This window comes from Phocaeicola plebeius (genome assembly GCF_003437535.1).
In the GTDB taxonomy this organism is placed as follows: domain Bacteria; phylum Bacteroidota; class Bacteroidia; order Bacteroidales; family Bacteroidaceae; genus Phocaeicola; species Phocaeicola plebeius_A.
The window spans coordinates 99,819-124,278 of record NZ_QSQT01000005.1 but is presented as its reverse complement, the minus strand read 5'-3'; the positions used below and the strand labels follow the sequence as shown (position 1 = coordinate 124,278).

Here is a 24,460-nt window from a genome sequence, read left to right as displayed (position 1 = left end):
ATTACCCCGTAGTAACTTCCAAATTACCTTATAGTAAATCCTCAGCTACCCCGTAGTAATAGTTGAGGATTTTTTGTATACCTTTGCTTGCTCCTTCCCAAAAACTCTTCAAGGAAGAAAGCTCTACATTTACCGTTCCTTTACAATGGAAGTCAGCGGGTGGCGATTGCCTTTAATATCGGTCAGAAAGGCTTTTGCCGAACCAAAGTTCAGGTACATATCCAGGCGCACCGGCAAGTGATTACGGTCGTCCGTAATATAGAAGGTAATGACTTCTTTTTCCTTCTTTTCTTCACCCACATATTCTACGAGCGAGAATACCAGACAACGATACGTCACCCCATTTTCAGCCTTATAATTCTCCTTACGGCGATAAATCAGAGTCTGTTTTTCTACTGCCCTTCCAGTAGCCATAGAGAAAAGAATCTTCTGCCCGGGCTTGTACTCTGTGGGGTCATACGAACGGGCCTGCAAGAGGATACTCAGCATATCGTACACACACACCGGCATCTCGTCATGATGTTTGTCCGTATTACCACGCAAAGTGCGTTGCTGGTCGACGATGCACTTTCCGTTCTGGTAACTGAATTTCACCTCATCTACCGTGTAGCGTTTTCCTTCCTCCGCTCCCTTTCGGAAATACAAAGGAACCAAATCCTGCGAAGTGATGCAGGTCAACGTGTCACGCATCTTGAAGAAGAAGTCAATCTTCTTGTTGGTGTACGACTGCAAGTCCGTTTTCAAACATGGACGACCGTTATAAGTCGTCTCGTTTACCGTCATCTTTGCCCATCCGGCATTAATCCAGACGAATTTCCAGTTAAACTTCAGCTCATAAGAGAGTGTTTCTCCTGGCTTGATTGCATCATTCACTGCACCACATTGTGCGCTGGCTGCCATCCCTCCTACCAGAAGGAAAAGGCAAAGAATCAGTTTCCTTATCATGTTCTTCCTAGTTTACGAGCCCGCTCCTTGTTGCGGTCTTTGATTTTCTTGGCCTCATCAGGCTTTTGTTTCTTTATCTCGTCCAACTTCTGCTTGTCAAGCGGCACAGCGTGTATGTCCCACGTTTCTTCAAACTCAAAGTTGGCTTTCATTTCCCATACTTTCGGGAAGTAGTACACTTCTTCCGGCTGGCGTTTCTCTTCGTAGTTACCGGTATCCCACACCCCGTTGTTATTGTCATCATTGAACAGACGGATATAATATTTTGTGCTGGGCTGCAAGAAATAGAAATCACACGTATTCTTGTCCGTCACCGGTTGCTGCCGCACCACTCCATCACTGCTGTTCAGCAATTGCACCACGGCATGAGGTCCTGCCCCTACGATATTCAGATACAGCGTACCGTAATCTTCCAAAGTCTTCACTTTCAACTGGTTTTCCACCTTGTTGGTATAGAGTCCGTAAATACCCTTGATACCCAACGAGTCTATTTTGAGCTGATACTCCTGTCCGGGTTGCCAGTCGGCCAGAATCTGATACTGACGGGGAACCACGGAGTCTGCCATCAGAATAAACGGTATATCCTCCCACAGCGAGTCTACCTTGACAGCCATGTGAATGGCCGCCGTGTCAATATGTTCCACCGGCTCCTCAAATTTCAGCACGATGTTCCGGTTCAAATCCAGACTGGAAGGTGCATCCACCGACATCGCAAAGAATTTCGGTTCCACCTTCAGTGTATCACCTTTCTTTGCACGTTTTTTCCGCTCTTTCTCTTCCTTCTTCATGGCTTCTTCGGCCAAGGCCATACGTCGTTTCTTGTCAATCTTGTTCACCATACGCAAGGTATCGGTCTTCGGCACAAGCTGTCCCAACGTGTCCGTAGCCAGATAGTCCATCTGGAAGGTCAGCGTATCACGTTCGCACATCACGGTATCCTTAATCCAGTAACGAATGGTATCGTTACGCGGATTACTTTCGATGATAAATGCATCCTTCTCATCAAAATCCAATCCCTTGATGGTAGGAAGCGTATCCGCTTTGGCACTGAAATACAAAGAAAAACGGTTCAACTGTTCACGCTCGCTCTTCACCAGATACTGCATCGGATTCTCTTCCTTGAACGAACGCAGAATCAGGTTATCAGGCAAGAAACGTGTATAATGCACCTCGTAAATCGTATCATAAGCCAGTGTATCCAACTCATTCCATACGGTATCCTGACGTACATCCGGACGCATGTCGGGCACCACCAACGAATCCAAGAAAGCAACGGCCTCTGTCTTCGAATCAAACAAATAGTTCTGATTACCGTCCATCAAGGCATAAATACGATATTTCCCCGGGGCAACCCCGCGAATGGTAAAATGCCCGCGGCTGTCAGTACGTGAAATACGGTCGAACGGAAGCTTCACGAATGCACTGTCTTCCAAATTCTTATGAAGCCCTACCTGAATACCCTTTACCGGTTCCAGGTTGTCAGCCGACAGCACCGTCCCCGATACCTCCATCGTATCAATATGCTCGCCCGTAGAGAAAGCGTATGCAAAGTTTCCCAACGGGTTATCTTCGTTGTTGTCCACAATGGCATCACCAAAATCTATCGTATAAGTGGTATTTTCACGAAGAGTATCAAAAAATTCCACCAGGACCCGATGTCCGCTTACCTTCACTTCGGGCGCCTCATTCTGAGGAGGCGAAATAATCACCTTCTCCGATGCCTTGTCAAGCTTGATGTATTCATCGAATTCAATGGAGATTTTCTTGCGCTTGTTGTTCGTGGCATTGGGTTCCGGCGTAGCACGCACAAACTTGGGCGGCGTTTCATCATACGGTCCCCCGTCGGGCATACCCGTGCTCGCGCATGCATAAAACCCGATAATGACCAACAACAATGCAATATATTTAGGTATAGGTTTCATCTATATAGTTTAGTTATTCAGTTTCAACATTTCTTCAATATAGTCACGGCTGTTGCTCAGGCGAGGCACTTTGTGCTGGCCACCCAGCTTTCCTTTCTGTTTCAACCAGTCGTGAAACAGGCCTTCACGAGCCTTGATTACTTCCAGACGCTGCAAGGTAATATCTTTATGCCGTTTGGCCTCATAATCTGAATTTATTTCCTGCAACGCGGTATCCAGCACCTGGGCAAACTTCTCCAGCGAATCCGGCATCACACTGAATTCTATCAGCCACTGGTGACGACACTTGGCATTGGCATCCATAAAGACAGGAGCTGCCGTATATTCCAGTACCTGTGCACCGGTTTCCTTACAAGCTCTTTCCAGTCCTTTCTCTGCATTATCTACCATCAGTTCCTCACCGAAGGCATTGATAAAGTGCTTGGTACGACCGGAAATAATAAACTTATATGGGTCTTTCTGCGTGAACTTCACCGTATCCCCAATGATATATCTCCACAAACCGCAGGAGGTACTGATTACTACCGCATAGTTACGTCCTACTTCCACACCCCACAAAGGTACAATCGTAGGATTCGGCTTATCGATTTCCTCCAAAGGAATAAACTCATAGAACACGTCATAGTCAATCATCAGCAACATGGCCGGATCGTGCAAATCGCTTTGCAGGCCAAAGAAGCCTTCACTGGCATTATACGTTTCCATGTAATGCATCTTGTCTGTAGGAATAAGCTGCTTGTACTGTTCACGATAAGGTGTGAAGCATACTCCTCCATGGAAGAAGACCTCCAGATTAGGCCATACCTCATTCAAATGTTTGGCACCCGTTTTCTCCAGCACACGGTTCAGTACAGCTAGCATCCAGGAAGGAACTCCCGAAATGTTGGTCACATTCTGATGAATCGTGGTACTAGCAATACGTTCCACCTTCTCTTCAAACTCACTCAACAAGGCAATCTCTTTCTTCGGCACCCGAATCAGGTTCACCAGCGGACTGATATTCTGAATCAGGATGGCCGACAGGTCACCCACCAGACTGTCCTTCACGTTATAGTTCGGGCTATGACTGCCTCCCAATATCAATCCCTTCCCCGAAAAGAAACGGCTTTCAGGATTCTCACGGAGGTACAATGCCACTGCGTCTGTTCCTCCCCGATAATGGATTCCTTTCAATCCTTCCGGGCTGACAGGAATAAACTTACTTTTATCATTAGTTGTTCCCGATGACTTGGCGTACCAGATGACCTTTCCCGGCCACAACACATCCTTTTCACCATGGCGCATACGGTCAACATAACCTTTTACATCTTCATACGTCTGTATAGGAACGCGCTGAAAATCTGTATAGTTCCGGATTTGGCTGAAATCATATTTCTTTCCCCACTCCGTAGCAGAAGCGCTCTGTATCAGTTTTCGGAATACACGGCCCTGAATTTCTTCGGCCTTTGTCCCATAAAGGTCAATTTCTCTTTGTCTGGGAGCAAATATCTTTCCTATTAACTTTGTTGAATTCATTCCTTCTTAAATTTCAAATCCTTATATGTGATAGATGCAAAGGTAGATTTTTTCTGACTAAATCAGCAGACAGGAACATTATTTTTTCCTGCATCATGACAAATATACAGTTTTTTCTTACCTTTACCACACAATCTATTAATTCAGCAAAACATGAAGATAGGAATCTTGACTTCAGGAGGCGACTGTCCGGGAATCAATGCCACCATTCGAGGGGTATGCAAGACAGCCATCAACCATTACGGGATGGAGGTTTATGGAATCCATAGTGGGTTTCGGGGACTGCTGGACAATGACATTGTTCCGCTGGACGAAAGCTCACTGACAGGACTTCTGAACCTGGGAGGAACCATCCTTGGTACTTCACGCGAAAAACCGTTCAAAAGAAAAGCGGGTGCCGTATCGGAAAACAAACCTGCCATCATGCTTCAGACCATTCGCGAACGCGGCCTGGACTGCATCGTGTGCATCGGAGGAAACGGTACGCAGAAAACAGCTGCGAAACTGGCTGAAGCGGGAGTGAATGTGGTAAGCATTCCCAAGACCATCGACAATGACGTGTGGGGAACCGATGTTTCTTTTGGTTTCGATTCGGCCGTAACGATAGCTACCGACGCTATTGACCGCCTGCATTCCACTGCCAGTGCCCACCAACGTGTCATGGTGATTGAAGTCATGGGCCACAAGGCTGGATGGATTGCCCTTCACTCCGGTATGGCGGGAGGAGGCGATATTATCCTGCTTCCTGAAATTCCTTTCGACATTCACCGTATCGGCGATGCCATTATCAACCGCCTGAAAAAAGGAAAGCCCTACTCTATTGTAGTGGTAGCAGAAGGAATTCCTACAATCGGAGGTAAAAAAGCTGCGCAATACATTGCCGAGGAAATAGAATACGAAACAGGATTCGAAACCCGCGAAACTGTATTGGGATACATCCAGCGCGGAGGAAGTCCTACAGCCTACGACCGCAACCTGGCTACCCGCATGGGAGGACATGCTACCGAGCTGATAGCCCAGGGTATGTTTGGCCGGATGGTAGCGCTGAAAGGTAATACCATTGAGTCTGTTCCACTGAGTGAGGTGGCCGGCAAGCTGAAACTGGTTACAGAAGACCATGACCTGATTGTACAGGGCCGCCGCATGGGTATTTGCTTCGGATAAATATACATTTTATACACATAAAATCATCCCCCAAAAACGCACTTGCGTTTCAACTAAAACGCCCTTGTGTTTGAAGTAAAACGCACTTGCGTTTGAAGTGAAATGCACTTGCGTTTCATATCAAATGCACTTGCGTTTTGAAAAGGGCCAAAAAGCACTGAAAAAAGGGGATACCAACCCAGTTGATACCCCCTCATATACAAAACTGTATCCGATTACTTATTTAATTTCCAAGTGAAGCCATCCTTGGTGTCTTTCACTTCAAAGCCCAAGGCAGCCAGGTTGTCACGAATCTTATCGCTTGTAGCCCAGTCTTTGTTGGCTTTAGCCTGCATACGCTGCTCCAACAGCATGTCGACTACTTTTCCGTAAGCTTCTTCACGTGCTGCATTGTTTTCAGCTTCCGCTTTCAGACCAAGAATATCGAACACAAACAGATGGAACACACTCTTCAGTTCTTCCAAATCTTCGGCGCTGATAGTCGCTTTCTTGTCAATCACCGTATTAATCATACGGGTTGCATCAAACAGATGAGAAATAACAATCGGTGTATTCAAATCGTCGTTCATAGCCTCGTAGCATTTCTCACGCAGGCCTTTCGGTTCGATGCCTGAAGTAGCTTTCGCCGGAGTGATGCGATCCAGATTCTTCACACCTTCCAACAGACGTTCCAAGCCCTTTTCAGCAGCCTGCAGCGCTTCGTTACTGAAGTCCACTGTACTGCGATAGTGTGCCTGAAGGATGAAGAAACGGATGGTCATCGGTGAATAAGCCTGTGTCAGCAACTTGTTAGAGCCTGTAAAGAACTCATCCAGGGTGATAAAGTTACCCAATGACTTACCCATCTTCTGTCCGTTGATAGTAATCATGTTATTGTGCATCCAGTAACGTACCATCTGATGACCTTCTGAAGCCACAGCCTGTGCGATTTCACATTCATGATGCGGGAACACCAGGTCCATTCCTCCTCCGTGAATATCGAAAGTTTCACCTAAGTATTTGCGTCCCATAGCGGTACACTCACAATGCCAGCCCGGGAAACCGTTGCTCCACGGTGACGGCCAGCGCATGATATGTTCCGGCTGTGCACACTTCCACAAAGCAAAGTCGGCCGGATTGTGCTTTTCATCCTGTCCGTCGAGTTCACGGGTTGTATTCAGCACATCATCCAGGTTACGTCCTGACAACACACCATAGTGATGATCTTTGTTGTACTTCGCTACATCAAAATACACAGAGCCCTTGCTTTCGTATGCATATCCGTTTTTCAGAATCTCTTCCACCAGCTTAATCTGCTCGATGATGTGTCCGGATGCATGCGGCTCGATGCTGGGCGGCAACACGTTCAATGCTTCCATTGCCTTGTGGTAACGCAACAGATAATACTGCACCACTTCCATCGGTTCCAGCTGTTCCAGACGTGCTTTCTTGGCAATCTTGTCTTCACCATCGTCTGCATCATGCTCCAGATGGCCCACATCAGTAATGTTACGCACATAACGCACCTTGTAGCCCAAATGAGTCAGGTAGCGGAACACAATATCAAACGTAATGGCAGGACGCGCATGTCCCAAATGTCCGTCACCGTATACGGTAGGACCACACACATACATGCCCACATGAGGAGCATGCAAAGGCACGAACAGTTCCTTCTTGCGGGTCAGTGTATTGTAAATAAAAAGTTGATTATTCTCCATAATTCAATGAGTTAGGATGCAAAGTTATAAATTAAAAAGAGAAAAGCGTGATTTCCACTAAAAAATCACGCTTTTTCTCTTTTGAAAACTCCTCAAATTATTTTGTCAGAATAATACCTCCATCTGGTTGGATTACTACTTTTACCTCTGCCGGATTCTTGATTTTCAGTTCTTCTAATTGCGGCTGACGTTTCTTATCGTCCAGATAATAGGAAACCGTTTCGCCTTTCTCCCACATCGGCAGGTTCAGGCTCAACTTCAAAGGCTCCTTCTGCGCATTTACGCCTACCACATACCAGCGGTCGCCGTGACGACGGGCCAGCACACAGTATTTTCCCGGATAGCCGTCAAGGAACACCGTTTCATCCCACGTAGTAGGTATCTGCTTCATAAAATCGATAGCCAGTGCCGGTGCATCTGTCAGGTTGTTCGGAGCAAGGGCAAAGTTCTGAATCGGATTCTGATACAACACCGCTGTAGCCAGCTGGAACACGTCCGTCGTCTTGCGGATGGTACCTCCGTCGTTCGTACGATTGTGGCGCTTGTTCAGCAGCGTACCGCCAAACTCCATACAGCCAATGGTATTGCGGATAAACGGATGCAAACAGGCGTTATAAGCCTCCATATCATCAAAATGCTGGTTGAATATCAGGTTTTCAGAAGCAAGTACTGCCTCACTGCCCACATAGTTCGGATACATGCGTTCCCAGCCGCGTGGAATCGTACAGCCATGGAAGATTATCATCAGACCGTATTCATTGGCATCGGTCAGAATATCTTCATACAAGCCCATCATCTGCTGCTTGTCACTGCCGAAGAAGTCCACCTTCAAACCCTTCACGCCGCATTTCTGCAGCCATTTCATCTCTTTCTTGCGAGCTACCGAATTGCTCATGCACTGCTTGGCATCCTGCGGTGCATCGTTCCAGTAACCGTTGGAGTTGTACCACACAAACACATCCACATTCTTCTGGTGAGCGTACTTGAACAACTCTTCCATGCGGTCACGTCCGATGTTCTTTTCCCAGCCTCCGTCAATCAGCGTATATTCATAACCCATTTCACTGGCCAGGTCAATGAAGCGAATCTGGTCATCGTAGTTGATACTCGGGTCCTGCCACATAATCCAGCTCCACGTAGAACGGCCGAACTTGTATTCCTGAGAAGGCTCATACAGCGGTTCCACCACATCAAACGGAACGGTAGTCTCCACAATCGGCTTCAGCCCGCTGCCCACTGTAATCGTACGCCAGGGAGTGACACCCGGCAGAGCCAGTCCCGGAGTAGAAGAACCCAGACCGTTCATCTCGCCCGGATTCGGGAAAGCAATACTGTAAAGACCATCTTTAGTAGCATCACTCAGATGGGAAGCACAATACAGGCTGCGCACACCGGTCTCCGATACCAATGCCCAGTTGTCGCCCACATGGAACAGCGCCGGGAAAGTATAGCCTTCACTGTACTTGGAAGGGGTAGCCACCGGTTCATCGGGCACATATTCCTCTTCGTAGCTCGGTTTCGTACGCATCCAGCCAATCATCGGATCACTCTGCGGAGAAAGGAACGTAGTAGTGGTAGAAGGAAAGTCAAATCCGGTCGCTTCCCTTTCAATTACCATACAGGCCGTTTCGCCATACTGAGGCATCTCGTAGCGGAAAGCAATGTCGTTGTTGCTCAACTGGAACACGATGTCCAGCTTCTTCTTGTCAGCATTTTCAAGGGTTACAGTCAGCTTGTTAGCAGAATAATTTACCGTAGAACACTTGATACGGTCCTGCGTGTATGTCTTTTCCACCTTATCCGCCTGCTGGCCGACAAAGCTCATCTGACGGCTGAAGTCGCCGATATTAGATACAAAGCCGAGGGGAGAGTTCTCCAGTACGGTCTTTCCGTCGTATGTCACCGAATAGACAGGCTTGCCATCCTGCAACTGAAAGTCGAGTTTCAAACGAGAATCAGGACCGGTAACCGCTGCCTGCTGGGCAAATGCCTGAGAGGCCAATAACGCCAATGTGCCAAAAAATACTTGTTTTTTCATAGGTGTTTTTCCAAATAATTACTAATCAAGGCAAAAATAGGGATTAGGTGTGAAATCAACAATAAAATTTTCGCTAAAAAGCTATCACAAATCATGCAATATCGACATAAAAAAGATGCCGCTCAGGAGAAAAATACTCCCTGCGGCATCCCTGCAAGCATCACTTTTAGAAGTTAACAACCGGCCATTCGTCAGGTGTCCAGGTCATTTCACGAATTATCAATTTGGGGGCTCCTTCTTCTGCCACAGAGTAGGCATGAGAGATAAAATAGTCCTTCCCGTCCAGATGATAGGCTGCATTATGGCCTACTCCGGCATAGTCCTTGTTGCCCTGAATCACTAATGAACCACCTCCCTTGTTCATAGCTTTTCCGTCTTTGTCTAAATAAGGTCCTGTGACAGTCTTCGAACGTCCAACCATGACTTTATAATCACTTTTCAAGCCCTTACAGCAATAGTCAAATGACACAAACAAGTAATAATAATCACCGTGCTTCATGATAAACGGCGCTTCAACTGCTCCATCACCTGCATTCTCTTCATCCAGATTAAAGGTACGTTGACGGCGAGAAAGTGAATACCACTCTTCCGGCTGAGCCACTCCATTCATATCAGGAGTCAGCTTTACCATCTTGATGCCATCCCAGAATGAGCCGAAATTCATCCAGGGTGTACCATTTTCATCAATAATGATATTGGGATCAATAGCATTCCACATATCCCGGTTAGGTACCGACTGAATTACTTTTCCATGGTCTGTCCATTTGAAATCAGGACTGGAAGGGTCGAGCGTAGGATTGGTTGCGTGACCAATAGCCGAAGTATTCTTTCCAAATGCCGAACATGAATAAAACAAATGATAAAGTCCATTGTGGAAAATAATATCCGGTGCCCACGTGTGCCCGTTATAGCCTTTCACAGTTTCCACTGCCCATTGAGGCGCTTTCTCAAATACCGGTTTTTCAAACTTCCAGTTCTTCAAGTCCTTTGAGGACATCACGGAAATTCCATGTCCGGTAGCGAAGAGATAATAAGTGTCACCCTGCTTAGCCAGCACTGGGTCATGGGTCATAACTTTACTGGTTGGGATGACCGACGACTTCTTAGGAGAAGAAGCGTAAGCTGCGCTTGCTGCAGCCAGGAAGATAAATGAGAAAATGATGTGTTTCATAATCCTAATCACGATATTATACACAAAAGAAACGCCTTGCAAACAAGAATTCCTTATCTACAAGGCGTCCAAACTAACATATTATAAGTCACTGTACTTTCTTTCCCCAATCTGTACGCCAAACACCGTTACTTTGATGATATCCAGCAAATACAATAGTCGGTGTACGAGGAATCATTTCCCAGTCTACTTCACGCTGTAAATACAGTTTTACGCCATTAGCTGTTAAAACCTGATTCTCTGCATCATAACTCCAGCTACCACCTTTCCAAGTACCCTCTGTAATTTTATGATCTGCAGAAAGAGTCATAATTGCAGAAGCATATTGCTGCCCCGGATGATTAGAAGACATTTGAATCATTTCCCAATCACCAATCAATTCTCCTTCTGTAATAGGAACCTGAGGAACAGCTCCATAGCGTTCAGGCATAACCAAAGGCCACCCGTCTTCCGTCCAACGGATACTACGTACATGTCCCATCATTACTGCATTAGATTCATAAACTCCCGGTACGTTTTCGGGTAAACGTCCTTGTGAAGAATAGAACCAGTTTCCATTGCCATCATCAAACACTGCACAGTGAGAAATACCCACCCATCCATAGCTATTACTGAATTTATAAGGATGAGTTACTACAGGCTCTGCCTGGATACCGTACGCTGCATCATTATTATTTATATCCAACCAAGGTCCATTCATACTCCGAGCACGTACTACTCGAGTGTTATATTCTACCGCTAATGACCCATAAGCAAGGAACATATAATAATAACCTGTTTCTGGGTTATACACAACTTCCGGACCTTCCGAGCCCTGCCAGCGAGAGGTACCACGGCGTGCTATCAACTTTCCGTAAGTATTTGTATTCCAAGTAGAAATCCCCCAAGGCTTTCCTAAACTTGTTTTAGGCAAACCCGTCTCCGGATTTAATTCCACTTCTGCAATACCACTATGCCAAGAACCATAAATCAACCAATGGGTGCCATCCTTATCAACTAAATAAGTAGGGTCAATAGCATTAAAATAGAAATACGCATCCCAGTTATTCAGGTTAGGCCGGCTCCAGTCATTCATTCCCCGGTCTGAAGATGAACAGACTACCATACCTTTGTCTTCCCATACATTAGAAGCCGGATCTGAAGTTTCCATCAAACCAATAAAAGCACGTTCTGTCCAAGAACCGTCAAAATTATCTGTTGTATTTGTTTTTCCAGTTTGAATATAATTATCTACAACAATACTATAATACATACGATACAAACCTGTTTTTACCTTACGTACTACAGGAGCCCAATAGCCATAAGAAGGAGACTCTATTGGCTCCAAACCCATTTCTGCACGATATGCATTCAGGTTTTCTTTTACCCATGCCGGAGCCTCCTGCATAGTAGCTCCCATGTACTCCCAGTTGACCAAGTCTTTAGAGCGACGACAATGGAAATGCCCATGTCCGTCATGTGCATTACCATACGAAGCGTCAGTCTGATACATATAATAATAGCCGTCATCAGCCAACACGACAGAAGGGTCATGTACATTAGCCAGGTTCCACTCATTCCGCTTATCCCATCCCGCAATAGAAGTATAATCGTCTTCATAATCAGGCGCTACATAGTCTGCTAGTTTATCATCCAAAGTAGCCGCAAGAGTAGTCACTTGTACCTCCTCCGAATACATGGGTTCATTATCAAGCACAGTTACAAAAGCACGTACATAATAAGTCGTACTTTCCGTCAATCCACTTAAGACAACATTGATATCACTACCGCTTCCTTCCACTTCTACAATTTGATTTTCAATGGTGGGAGAAGCTTCTGTTCCATAACATATTCCTCGTTTTAATATATAAGAGGAAGGATCTTTTACTTGAGCTGAAACATCTACCGACTTATATGTCACATTTGAAACAGAAGGCTTCTCTAAAGACATATTGCCAATGCTCACTCCATTTTCTTCGTCGCTACATGCACTCAATACACAAGCCAGTCCGACGAAAACATATTTCAATGCATTTTTTATATTCATATAACCATTCTTTTTATTAAAATCTTCATGCTGATTATTCTCCGGTTATTTCCCAGCCTGGGTTTTGCTTCAAGTTAGGAGCCATTTTGACATCAGAATCAGGTATCGGGAACAGATAATTTTTCGGGATATTGAACACACGTGTCTCTATTACCCCTCCATTCTGTGCAGAACGCGCTGGTCCATACTGGTAAACAGGAGCAGCTTCCGTTCCTGAGATTTCCACGCCATACAAATTCAACAATTGTTCATAATAAGGCTTAGACTGTTCTTCTGAAGCCGTTACATTATCGTATGCCCGCCAGCGGCGCAAGTCCCACATACGATGATCCTCAAAACTTAATTCAATACGACGTTCATTACGAATACGTTTCAGTAATTCTGTCTGGTCCGTATATTCATAATGAGGCATACCAGCACGATCACGAATTTCATTAATATATTGTTTTGCCTTGTCCAGATTACCAGCTTCACAATAAGCTTCAGCAGCATTTAACAGTACCTCTCCATAACGGAAAATAATCCATGAATGAGGATAGTTGGTAGGATTCTGACAAGAAATATTATTTACAAATTTCTTCAAATAGTATCCTGTACAAGTTCCTCCCATAGAGGCTGAATAATCTTTCCCTCCATCCGTACGCATGTCCAATTTACGTTGTTCATTATCTTTTGCACTACCCCATGTCATACCTTGATAGAAAACAATCTGAGCCAAACGTGGATCACGATTCACATACGGATTCTGTGCATCATAAGCATAATCACCACCTCCTTCATCAATTCGTTTTCCATCTAACATCTCAAAACAATCTACAAAGTTCTGAGTTGGACTTGTACGACCTGCAGCCGAAAATTTTCCAGTGAAACCAACAGGCAAGAATACTTGCTCCACTTTGTTTGTATTCCATACCGAACGAGACAAAATGATTTCATTGTTATACACCGGATTGGTAGTAAAACATTCATAATAATCATTTTCAGGATTTCCCGTAGCATATAACTGATAAGGATTAGACTGCTGCGCATTCTTATCAATAAAATCCTGCGCAGCTTGTGCGGCAGCCTGCCACCAAGACTGCTCTCCAGTAGGATTATTGAGAGCTGAAGCCTTATAAAGTAAAGCACGAGCTTTTAAAGCATAAGCTGTTGCTCCATTCACACGCCCCCAGTTTGTCGTTTCATTAGAGTATCGGAATGGTAAAGCATCTTTTACCTTGTCGCATTCATCTGCTACCCATTGCAAAACATCTGCCGCAGGAGTACGAGCCTGATTCATTTGTTCAAGATCTTCCATACTGAAAACAATATTCGTACCATCTTCATTCTCTCCTACAATCAGCATATCACCAAACCAGCACACCAAATCAAAGTGGAACAATGCACGTAACAATCTTGCTTCATTGCAATAACGTTCGTATAACTTATTATCATCACCCGACTTTTCAGCGTTACCAACAACAGAAGCCTGAGCATTATTTAAAAAGATATTGCATTTACGGATTCCTGCGAAATCTGTATTCCATTGCCCCAATAAAGGATGGTCTTTTGCTGTATACGAATCGGTAGCTACTTTCGTGTAATAATGTAACCCCCAATAGGAGGTTGCATTATCTGTCATACAATCACGAGAAGCACCTGTAAACTGATCATCATTTAAAGGAGCCAATCCATCAGGCAGATTTGTATAGATGTCTGTCAGGAACTCACGCGTCATAGTCTGATTAGTAAACACCTTTTCATCTGAAAGGGTTGCATCATACTCTTTATCCAAAAAGTCACTGCAAGCCGTACCAGAAAATAATAATACGGCTAACATTATATAAGTATATTTCTTTATCTTCATAATATTGCTTTATTTAAAATCCTACATTGATACCAAATGTAAACGATTTTGTTTTAGGATAATTCCAGATATAGTTCAATGGATTTTCAGGGTCAAAACCTTTCGGCAAATGACTCCAGTTACATAAGTTATAACCACTAAAATAAATACGTACTTTTGTCATATTGGCTTTTGCAATCCATTTTTTAGGTAAAGAATAACCCACTTCCACATTACGCAAAGAAAGGAAATCCCCGTTTACTACCCAGATAGTAGATTCATTATATGGATAGTTACGGTCGATATTACTAAATGAATTAGACAAACGAGGATATTTTGCATTGATATTACGCGGGTCAGTCGGATCGTCTGTATAATATCCCCATGTATTAACTACTTCGTGAGTAGAGGTACCTCCCCATCCAAAACCATAGTCCATATTCTCACGACAGCCTACCGTACGGTTCAAATAAGCAGTCAAAACTGCACGGGCATCCAATCCTTTCCACTCAAAACCGATATTTACAGTCGGAATCAACTCTGGAATCTTAGTATATCCCATCGGTTCTTTATCATAAGCATCTATAATACGGTCACCGTTTGTATCCTTAAAAATGGCATTACCCAACTGATATTTTCCCGCCGAATGCCAAGGATATTTTTCCGGATGGTCAATAGCATCCTGATGAGATTCAGGAATTAAGGCAGGATCACTTGCCCATTGTACCCATGTTAACAACTGGCTTTGGTTTATACGATTACCAGTTTTTGACTGGTATGCATAATCAGGTGCAACCTCATCCATTTCTGTAATCTTATTGGTATTGTAAGTCAACATACCCTGAATATGATAAGTAAAATCACCAATCTTATTCATGTGTCCCAATGTCACTTCAAAGCCTTTTGTTTCCGCTTTTCCATAAGAATCCAAAGGTACAGCTGCCCCAAACATTCCTGTCGGTATGGTAGAACGAGTCACAAGTATATTTGAACGCCATTCTTTAAATAAATCAATCTGTCCATACAATTTCTTATTCCAAAAATCAAAATCCATACCCACATTCACCATGTCGGAAATTTCCCACTTAATATTTCTATTTCCTACAGTAGATTCATAAATACCAGTGTAAGCAGACTGAGACGTTCCAAAATTATAACGGCCACCCGTTTCTGTATAAGCCCCTTGATAAGGATAACGAACAGAAGGAACTCCATCAGAAGTAGTATAAATATCAGACATACCGGCACGACCATAAGAAGCACGAATCTTCAGCAACTGGGTAGCCTTATTTTTAAACCAAGGTTCTTCTGATAAGACCCATCCCACAGAACCACCTGGGAATAATCCATAACGTTCTCCCGGTGCAAAATTATCATTCCCCATATAAGACAAATTACCCGATACAATATAACGGCTGTCATATACATAGGTAGCTTGTGCATTATAAGAAAGATAGCGATTTGAAGAATATTGTCCGCGTACTACATTCTGATATGAACGCATGAATGCTTTAGCATCTAACCAATGTTTTTTATTAAATGTATGGTTATAAGAAAGACCTCCGTTTATGTTGATATTATAATAATAATCACGAGGAGAAGTGCTTGGATTAGGCAAAGAAGCTGCTGTACGCATACGTTTGTATGTATACTGAGACACATCGCTCACATCATCACGGAAATTATAATAATATCCATCTATGTCTGCTACCTGAGTCTGACGGAAAGTTTCATAAGAATCAAAACTAAAAGTCAGATTTGCTTTCAAGCCAGGCAGCAATGAACCTAAATCCCCGTTAGCAGTCAATGTTGTATATAGGTTACGACGACGATTCTTCTCAATACCTCTTCCCGCAATCTGAGCCGCGCCATTCTTACTGTCGCTATCAGAAGGAAAGAACCAATTACCGTTAGGTGTAAAAACAGGGTTAATAGGAAGATTTTCACCAGCTCCCCAAGTAAAAATATTCCACGTATCAATACCGGGCTGACTAATATTATCAATACGACCACCTAAATCCAAAGATACGTTCAAAAATTTATTGACATCAATATCAATGTTTGAACGCAAATTATAACGATTCAACGTATGCTGTGTACTATATCCTTCATTATAATCAGTCCATTCTGTATTATACAAACCTTCCTGGCGCAAATAAGAGAAAGAAACATAATAACGAGCACGTGCATTACCTCCACTAATCTGCAAATTAGTACGATACTGAGGGGCTAAGTCTCTTAACATTGTGTCATGCCAGTTCGTATTAAAATACTTATACCGATCCATTCCCGTCAGCTGCTCGCCATTACATACACGACGATACATTTCAATATCATAGTCACTAAATTCAGGTTCTTTTCCATCCAGATAATTTGCCTGATTTTTCGTTAAGGCATAATTATATGAATTTTGACTTTCAGGAATACCAGATACAGTCTGGAAACCTACTTCTTGTGTAAAATCAATCTTTGTTCTACCAGCCTGACCACGCTTTGTAGTGACAATAATAGCTCCATTTGCACCACGCATACCATAAATAGCGCAAGCAGCAGCATCTTTTAAAATTGTAATGCTTTCTATTGGATATGCATCCAAGAAGGACAAATCTCGTTCCACATTATCAACGATAACCAAAGGTTTCTCCGCAATCTGTCCATCATTTGCCAAATTATTATTCATAGTACGTAAACCACGAATATAGAATAGGGTCTCACTCCATCCTGGTTCTGAGTTCTTTTCGTATGTTTCCACACCTGTTACTGTAGAAGTAAAAGCATTCTGTAACACAGTAACCGGATGTTTCTCCAATTCCTCACCAGTTACCACAGATGTAGCTTCTGTCATATATTTCATGGGCTTACGACCGAAAGGCACAGGTGCGGTATGCATATACACATCTGTATCTTCTTTCAATACAATCGTAAAACCACCATCAAGTTCAGAAGCAACTTCTGTAGCAGGAAGATATCCCACACATGTAGCATAAATTTCATCATTGGGTACTACCTTCTTCAATTGGAAATATCCGTTTTCATCGCTCAAGGCAATTCGGCTACCCTCAAGCACATTTACGACAGCACCTGGAATTGGATTACCCTCTACATCCACCACACGACCTTTTAATATGCCTTCTTGTGCCCACACAGAAAGAGATGCAGAGCTTAATACAGTAGCTAATAAGACCTTATTCAGCCCTGTACGTATTTTATTTTTCTTATTTATCTTATACATAACCATTGAATCTTTTATTAATTCCATCCTGGATTATTCTCAATATTGGTTTTCCAAACCTCGCCTTCCGGTATCGGATACAGATACATCTTATCTTCAAACACACGGGGCTGAGCAATTTTACGCACATATTTAGTCTGTCCATTTTCGCGTACTACATCTACCCCATAAATATCACGGGCTAATGCTTCTTTGGCCACACCCCAACGACGAACATCCCACGCACGATGATCTTCGAATGCCAATTCTATTGTGCGCTCACGGCGAATAAATTTGCGGGCAGCATCCTGAGATTGAAGATCTGCACGGTTTTCCAATTGCAATGTCATTCCTACGCGATCACGAATCGGTTGGATAACCGCCAATGCTTCTTTATAATTACTTGGACTCACTTCATTTATTGCCTCCGCATAATCAAGCAGGATCTCTGCATACCGAATAAAAATCCAGTTTCTGAAAGCTGTACCTCCATGATTATTAGCCAAAATTTCTTCTGGCATATATTTACGAAGATAATACCCTGTAGGAGTTACATTCGCATTACCAATAGGATTATCACGTTGCCCCTTAATTACGTTTATTGTTCCATCATTCCAATCTACTCCATGATACAAAATAGAGGCAGCCAAACGTGGATCACGATTATAACACGGATTAGCATCGTTATAACGCACTCCTGATTTCACTGTCGGAGCTGGCACTCCGTTAGATGTAGTTGAGTTATATACAGGAGCTCCGGTATCATCATATTCTGTAAATGGAGATGTTCCATCTGCTAAATCATACATATCCACTAAATTCTGTGAAGGACACATGCCTCCCTTTCCTCCTTCTCCTACAGGAGTATCATTCTCCACTGCACTCCAGCCAAACGTACCATCATTCCGCCAAAATATTATTTCCGTATTCTTACCGTTATCTGTTGCAGGTTTCAAAATCGCATTCGCATAATTAGCCTCCGCTGTAGCATTATCTTCTTGCCAAAGTTTAAACTTACCTGTATCACCAAAATCTGTAATAAAACTTTTGGCTGCATCAGCAGCATCTTGCCAAGTAATATCAGTCTGTCCAGCAAAGCGCGGACTAGCCATGTATAACTTTATACGACATGCTAAAGCACGTGCTGCAGGCTGCCATACACGACCGGAAAGTTTATCCAACTCGGCCTGTACTTCTTCAACTGTCAATAAATCACTTTCACATTCTGCCAATTCCTTCAGTATAAACTCTTGCACATAAGCTTTTGTCGTTGGACGTTCCTTGTAATCAGAAATCAAATCGCCATCTGGATCAAGTACTTTTGTCACTAAAGGTACCGGACCATATCTCAAAAACAATTCCCAATAAAAATAGGCTCTGAAAAAACGGGCTTCTGCTTTATAAACAGCCTTATCACGGAGATACACATCGTATGTATCTTCTTCCGCTTGAGGTACCTCATCTATTTTTTCCAGCAACATATTACATTTACGAATGGCACGATAATAATTTTCCCATACATCGGTCAGTTCGTTTGCAGCTTCTGCACTATAATAATTTCCAATATTGAAGCTTACACGAGTTCCGGCATTTGAATAGCTGGTTTCCCCTAAATCAGTGGCAGAATCCATCCAGGAATTGTTAATACGTCCTATACCATGGCGTAGAAAATTATAAGTATCATAATGAAACTCTTCCATGTTCGTCCATAAACTGAAGGTTTCTTCCTCTGTCAGTTCATTACTTGGCTGCTTATCCAAAAAGTCACCGAACATTTCTTCACAAGAAGTCAAGGACGTTCCTGAAAGTGTTGCAGCCAACAAGGTATATATTAATGTTCTATTTATTTTCATACTGATATTTTTTAGAATTGAATATTTACACCAAAGTTTACGGTTTTCATAATTGGATAACGGTTCGAACCATTACTTTCCGGGTCTGTCAAACCTCCCAAATGATCCCAAGTAACCAAGTTGCTAGCATTCACATATATTCTACATTCTTTCATAGCTGCTTTCTTAATCCAGCTCTGCGGCAAAGAATAACTAAGTTCAATATTCTTTAAGCGCAAGAAGGCGCCATTCTTCAGGAAGAATGAGTTCTGCCGCTGATTATGGTTTCCATAAGAATCATAATGTAATAGAGGATAAGTAGCATTTGCCAAGTTATATTCTTCGCTCATGGCCGGATTCCAACGTCCCAAATGATGCTCCTTTACCTTACCACCATTTACAAAGGCAAACATAGCTTCTGCATCATAAAAACGAGAAACATGATCTACTCCTTGGAACATCACACTAAAACCAATTCCTTTCCACTGAGCTCCGAGAGTCAATGCATACGTATTTTCTGGAATATCACTATAACCAATAAATGTTTCATCACGGTCGTCAATGAAGCCATCACCATTCATATCCCGATATTTCAAGTCACCTACTTGCACATTTCCATAAGTAGACTTCGGGAAATTCGGATTGTCTAAGTCTGCCTGAGTAACAAAACCATCACAAATCAATCCAAAATACTGATTAATCGGATGTCCTTCCTGTTTACGATAACCTGTTTTTGCATCAGGTTCATCCATATCAAGAATTTCATTACGTGCATGTGAGAAAGTAAATCCTACATTGTAATAAAAATCTTTACCAATCCGATTGTTATGTTTCAATTCAAGTTCAACACCCTGATTCTTTGTCTTTCCCAAATTTCCTGCAGCCATTACAACACCAACCCATTGTGGACGAGTCAAATATTGAGTCAGAATATCTGTACGGCTCTCATAGAAATAATCAAAATTACCAGTTAACAATCCATTCCACAAACCGAATTCCAAACCTACATTATATTTACGCGCACGTTCCCAAGTTACATCATAGTTAGGATACTGACTTTCGTAAATACCCGTTACCGTTTGGTTGCTACCAAAACGATATGCATTTGCCAATTGTGTCCATACCGGTTCATACAAGAAACGTTGCTGTACGCCATTTACCATATATACATCATTACCAACTTCACCATAAGATGCACGCAATTTAAGATTGTTCAACCAGCTGGAAACAGGCTGCATAAATTTTTCGTTAGATATACGCCATCCCAAAGAGAATGAAGGAAAGAAACCAAATCGTTTACCCTTACGGAAGTTTTCAGAACCATTGAAACCAAAGTTCACTTCTGCCAGATAACGATCATCATATCCATAAGTCGCACGACCAACTAATCCCTGATAGCGCTTAGCCAGGTCAGCCTGATAACGATAATCATTCTGGTTATACAACATCATAGCGGTCACATCATGCTTTCCAAACTTACGAGCGTAATTTAACTGCAACTCCATGTAAAGTTTATAGGTCGTAGTCTGATCATTACCAGCATAAGCCAACTCCGTATCATTGTTAAACTGGGTGTATCCGTCAATAGAGTTATAATTATTACGGTCTGTCAATTCATAAGTAGCAAAATCAGCTGTAAATTTTCGGTTGTAATATGCATCATAATCAAAAGATGCCATACCTTTTACAGAAAGTCCCGGAGTAATCTTATGCAAATCATAATTCACAATAAAGTTTGTTTCATTAATTGTATTGGTAGCACGTGTAAATCCAGCTTCTGCCAAACGACCTACAATATTATTCTGGTTCTGAGAGTTACCACCATACAAAATCTGTTTTGCTTCTCCTTCTTCACCAATATTATAACTTACAGGGAAAAGCCATCCCGGAGTATGATTCAACTCATAAAAGACTTCACTATATGAACCATCCAGACGTTCGTCAGAGTTCGGGCCACGACGTTCCTCAAAGCGGGTTCCAAAGTTTACAGAAACCGTCAAATCATCTGTCACCAAAAAGTCCAGATTTCCACGGAAAGCATAACGGCGATAGCTTGAATTCGAACTATTTCCATACTGGTCTGTACTAAAGTTCTTAAACAAACCCTGCTGATTATAATATTCTGCGGAAGCAAAGTAACGAACACGTTTTGTACCTCCTTGTACATTTACATTATAACGTTGAGCAGGAGCTGTACTGCGAAGCACTGTATCATACCAGTCGACATTCGGATAAAGCATAGCATCCAATCCCGACAACTGACCATTACGAGATTTTTTATACATCTCAATATCATAAGCTGAATATTGAGAACCCAGCCCATCATTGGCACGTGCTTCTTCCAATAAAACAACAGAATCATAAGAATCCAAATAGGTGTCTTTACGAGTCGGAGACTGAACCTGCCAGTTAGCAGTCAGACTCACGGTTGGTTTCTGATCCTTTCCTCGTTTTGTCGTAATCAACATAACACCATTTGCACCACGTACACCATATACAGCAGTAGCTGAAGCATCCTTTAACACAGATATAGACTCTATATCATCAGGTGAAATCTGTGAAAATTCGCGTTCCACGCCATCCACTAAGATAAGGGGCTGATTGTCTCCTGCAAAAGAGGCACGACCACGAATGTAGATTTGTGCATCATCCGCACCCGGAGCACCAGACGTCTGAGAAGTAATCACACCAGAAATCTTACCAGCCAAAGCCTGAGACACGTTTCCAGAAGGCGATTTTAATAATTCTTTTGAGGACACCTGAGAGATCGCACCTACAACACTCTCCTTTTTCTGTGCACCATAACCAACAACTACAACTTCTTCCAGAACTTCTGTATCTTCTTTCAAAGTTACAACTAAATTCTTCTTTCCTTTTACACTAATTTCCTGTGTCTGATAGCCGATATAACTGATTTGAAGCACTGCATTTTCTGACACAGTCAGCACAAAATTTCCATCAAAATCTGTAATAGTACCATTAGTGGTTCCTTTTTCCAATACACTGGCTCCAATTACAGTTTCTCCTGTTGGATCTTTTACTACTCCTTTTACTTCTTTGGTAGATTGGGCAAAAAGGCCCAGAGTCCACAACATGCAAAAGAAGATCATAAATAACCGAGGGAAATATCCCTCCGTTATTTTTGGATTTGTTTGTATGTCTTTCATATATTATTATTTAATGTTAGCAATAAACGGATAAGTTACTTGAGTAATAATATCCAGATACGAACCATCCACAGATAAATAAAAACCGACTTCATCTGCCACTAATTCTGGATATACCCATTTATAAGTTATTTCATTACCTGAACTTGGCATTATGGTTGCATCCATCGTAAATGTATCTCCCTCACGAGACAATACCATATTAATAGTAGCATCACTCATATCATTTAAAAAAGTATCCCAATTAAATGTACTTTCAAATGGATACTTAGAATTTGCAATAGCATGCCCATCATCATACAACTGATTACCAATCCATCCCCAATTGTCAGCACGGACAGAGGCATATTCCTCATAACCACTAGCCCCGCGTTCAATTCCATTACATATAGCCAAGAGCCAGTTATTCCAGTTCTGTCCTGTAGAAGAACGATGATTAATAAACTGACAACCTAATTTACAATCTCCTGCAACTGTCATTACTTCAGAAATGTCACCAAAGAAAGGCGTTGTAAAATCCTTATTTCCAACAATATTTTCATTCTTATCCCAAACATTTCCTACATAAGCCTCTTCCAAATCTATCTCAAGATATGAGCCATCCACTGTTAAAAAGACTCCTAATTCACCATTAGGAATTGCGCCATATGTCCAGCTATATGTCCAATTCAATTTAGACTTAGTCACAATGTCTGCATTCATCGTTAATGTAGAGCCTTTACGTTGAATAGTTAAATCAACAACTGCACCTTCCATTTCCTGACAGAATAGAGTCCAACCATTTGTTAAATCATAAGTATTTGACAAAGGATAGCCTGATTTGTCTATAGTATTATCACCATTTCCATTCAACCAACCCCAATTATCAGCACGAACAATCGCATATTCTTGATAACCTTCTTCATTAGGGAGTTTACCATTGGATATTCCTAAAACCCAGTTATTCCAAGCATTAAGCCCATTCGTATGGTTCACAAAACGATGATGGAAAATACAATCTCCATCAGCTTTCATAATAGGTGAAAACTCACTCCACCAACCTGTAGAACAATCGGGAGCTCCTAAAATATAAGGATTCTCATAAGTAGGGCCATCTCCTTCACCGCTATCACCTCCTTCACCAATTTCCGGCAACTCTGGTTTGGCTATTTCTTTTTCTGTTATTAGATTCTTATAAACAGACACTTCATCAATCCACATTTTTACAGGCTTTTCTTTTGAGCCATAACCAAAATATAATTTTGAAGCCTCAGTCATAAAGCTCATAACTTCTCCTGATGTTACAGCACGAGATACCGTTGCTACAGACTCATCATTCGTTATCGTTCCGTCAATTGCAACTCCATCTATATAAATAGCATAACTATCAGGTTTTACAGCAACTGAAAACCAATGCCACTCTCCAGCAGTAAGTAATAAAGAATTTGTATTTAGTTTTTCTTCATTATAATACAAATCTGAATTTGCAGTAAACATCAATTTTTTGCTTCCCGTCTCATCAGAAAAACAAAAAATCGGGGTATCTTCATCCGACTCATTTAATTTCACCCAGCCAGTTAATGAAGCTGCCTCTTGCAATGTATAAAACTGCAAAGGATTAGAATAAGACACATATCCCCCATCCAATTCTAATACCACTTCCAATTGTTTATCAACAACTAATTTCGGAGCTTTTCCTCCTTGATAAACACCAATAGACACATCTGATCCCAAATCGTCAAAAGTGTACGATGCCAGTTCTTTTAAGGTTGGCTTCTGCTGATTACCTGCCGGTGGATCCATCTCTCCCCAATCCTGACAAGACCACAGACAAAAAACAGCGAACAATGCAACTAAAAATTTAGTCCTCATAATACTGATTTTTTTGGTTATTTAATTTTATAGTTTATTTAGTAAGGCAAATGTAATGTTTATTAAATATCTTAGGGTAGATAAAAAGATTCAAAA

General features: G+C 42.3%; 13 protein-coding genes. 1 reads left to right on the top strand and 12 read right to left on the bottom strand.

All coding sequences use genetic code 11. From position 1 onward, the window contains the following. Nucleotides 1–129: 129 nt before the first annotated feature. From DXD04_RS03995 to DXD04_RS03985, 3 genes are read right to left on the bottom strand one after another with little or no spacing between them, the layout of a single operon-like run. Nucleotides 130–945, bottom strand: coding sequence for a DUF3108 domain-containing protein (locus tag DXD04_RS03995; RefSeq protein ID WP_022052977.1), 816 nt, complete (start codon nucleotides 943–945; stop codon nucleotides 130–132). Beyond that, a complete protein-coding gene (locus DXD04_RS03990) occupies nucleotides 942–2,867 on the bottom strand; it encodes an Ig-like domain-containing protein (protein WP_117671091.1) in 1,926 nt (641 codons plus the stop codon). Before DXD04_RS03990 ends, DXD04_RS03995 begins: the two co-directional genes overlap by 4 nt. A 9-nt stretch (nucleotides 2,868–2,876) precedes the next feature. After that, nucleotides 2,877–4,382: a GH3 auxin-responsive promoter family protein gene (locus tag DXD04_RS03985; protein ID WP_022052975.1), complete on the bottom strand. Its 1,506-nt coding sequence runs from the start codon at nucleotides 4,380–4,382 to the stop codon at nucleotides 2,877–2,879. 153 nt (nucleotides 4,383–4,535) lie between these two features. Between DXD04_RS03985 and DXD04_RS03980 the strand changes: the two genes are divergently transcribed. Then, entirely contained in the window at nucleotides 4,536–5,546 is a 1,011-nt protein-coding gene (locus DXD04_RS03980; protein ID WP_007560735.1) for an ATP-dependent 6-phosphofructokinase, read from the top strand. A 215-nt stretch (nucleotides 5,547–5,761) separates the two neighbouring features. Here DXD04_RS03980 and cysS read toward each other — a convergent pair whose 3' ends face one another. The 9 genes from cysS to DXD04_RS03935 form a co-directional block, all read right to left on the bottom strand. Further along, nucleotides 5,762–7,243, bottom strand: coding sequence for a cysteine--tRNA ligase (gene cysS / locus DXD04_RS03975; RefSeq protein ID WP_117671089.1), 1,482 nt, complete (start codon nucleotides 7,241–7,243; stop codon nucleotides 5,762–5,764). A gap of 97 nt (nucleotides 7,244–7,340) precedes the next feature. Further along, on the bottom strand, nucleotides 7,341–9,281 hold the full coding sequence (locus DXD04_RS03970) for a glycoside hydrolase family 97 protein (protein WP_117671087.1): 1,941 nt from the start codon (nucleotides 9,279–9,281) through the stop codon (nucleotides 7,341–7,343). A 166-nt stretch (nucleotides 9,282–9,447) separates the two neighbouring features. Beyond that, nucleotides 9,448–10,452: an arabinan endo-1,5-alpha-L-arabinosidase gene (locus DXD04_RS03965; protein ID WP_117671085.1), complete on the bottom strand. Its 1,005-nt coding sequence runs from the start codon at nucleotides 10,450–10,452 to the stop codon at nucleotides 9,448–9,450. 88 nt (nucleotides 10,453–10,540) lie between these two features. Then, the gene (locus DXD04_RS03960; protein ID WP_117671083.1) at nucleotides 10,541–12,478 is read right to left on the bottom strand and encodes an arabinan endo-1,5-alpha-L-arabinosidase; all 1,938 of its coding nucleotides are present in this window, start codon (nucleotides 12,476–12,478) and stop codon (nucleotides 10,541–10,543) included. A gap of 34 nt (nucleotides 12,479–12,512) precedes the next feature. After that, nucleotides 12,513–14,324: a RagB/SusD family nutrient uptake outer membrane protein gene (locus tag DXD04_RS03955; RefSeq protein ID WP_117671081.1), complete on the bottom strand. Its 1,812-nt coding sequence runs from the start codon at nucleotides 14,322–14,324 to the stop codon at nucleotides 12,513–12,515. Between the two features lie 13 nt (nucleotides 14,325–14,337). Next, nucleotides 14,338–17,535, bottom strand: a complete 3,198-nt coding sequence (locus tag DXD04_RS03950; RefSeq protein WP_373103771.1) for a SusC/RagA family TonB-linked outer membrane protein — start codon at nucleotides 17,533–17,535, stop codon at nucleotides 14,338–14,340. Nucleotides 17,536–17,552: 17 nt separating this feature from the next. After that, on the bottom strand, nucleotides 17,553–19,367 hold the full coding sequence (locus DXD04_RS03945; protein ID WP_259299511.1) for a RagB/SusD family nutrient uptake outer membrane protein: 1,815 nt from the start codon (nucleotides 19,365–19,367) through the stop codon (nucleotides 17,553–17,555). A gap of 11 nt (nucleotides 19,368–19,378) precedes the next feature. Then, a complete protein-coding gene (locus tag DXD04_RS03940; RefSeq protein WP_117671079.1) occupies nucleotides 19,379–22,456 on the bottom strand; it encodes a SusC/RagA family TonB-linked outer membrane protein in 3,078 nt (1,025 codons plus the stop codon). Between the two features lie 63 nt (nucleotides 22,457–22,519). After that, nucleotides 22,520–24,364, bottom strand: a complete 1,845-nt coding sequence (locus tag DXD04_RS03935; protein WP_117671077.1) for a LamG domain-containing protein — start codon at nucleotides 24,362–24,364, stop codon at nucleotides 22,520–22,522. Nucleotides 24,365–24,460: the final 96 nt, after the last annotated feature.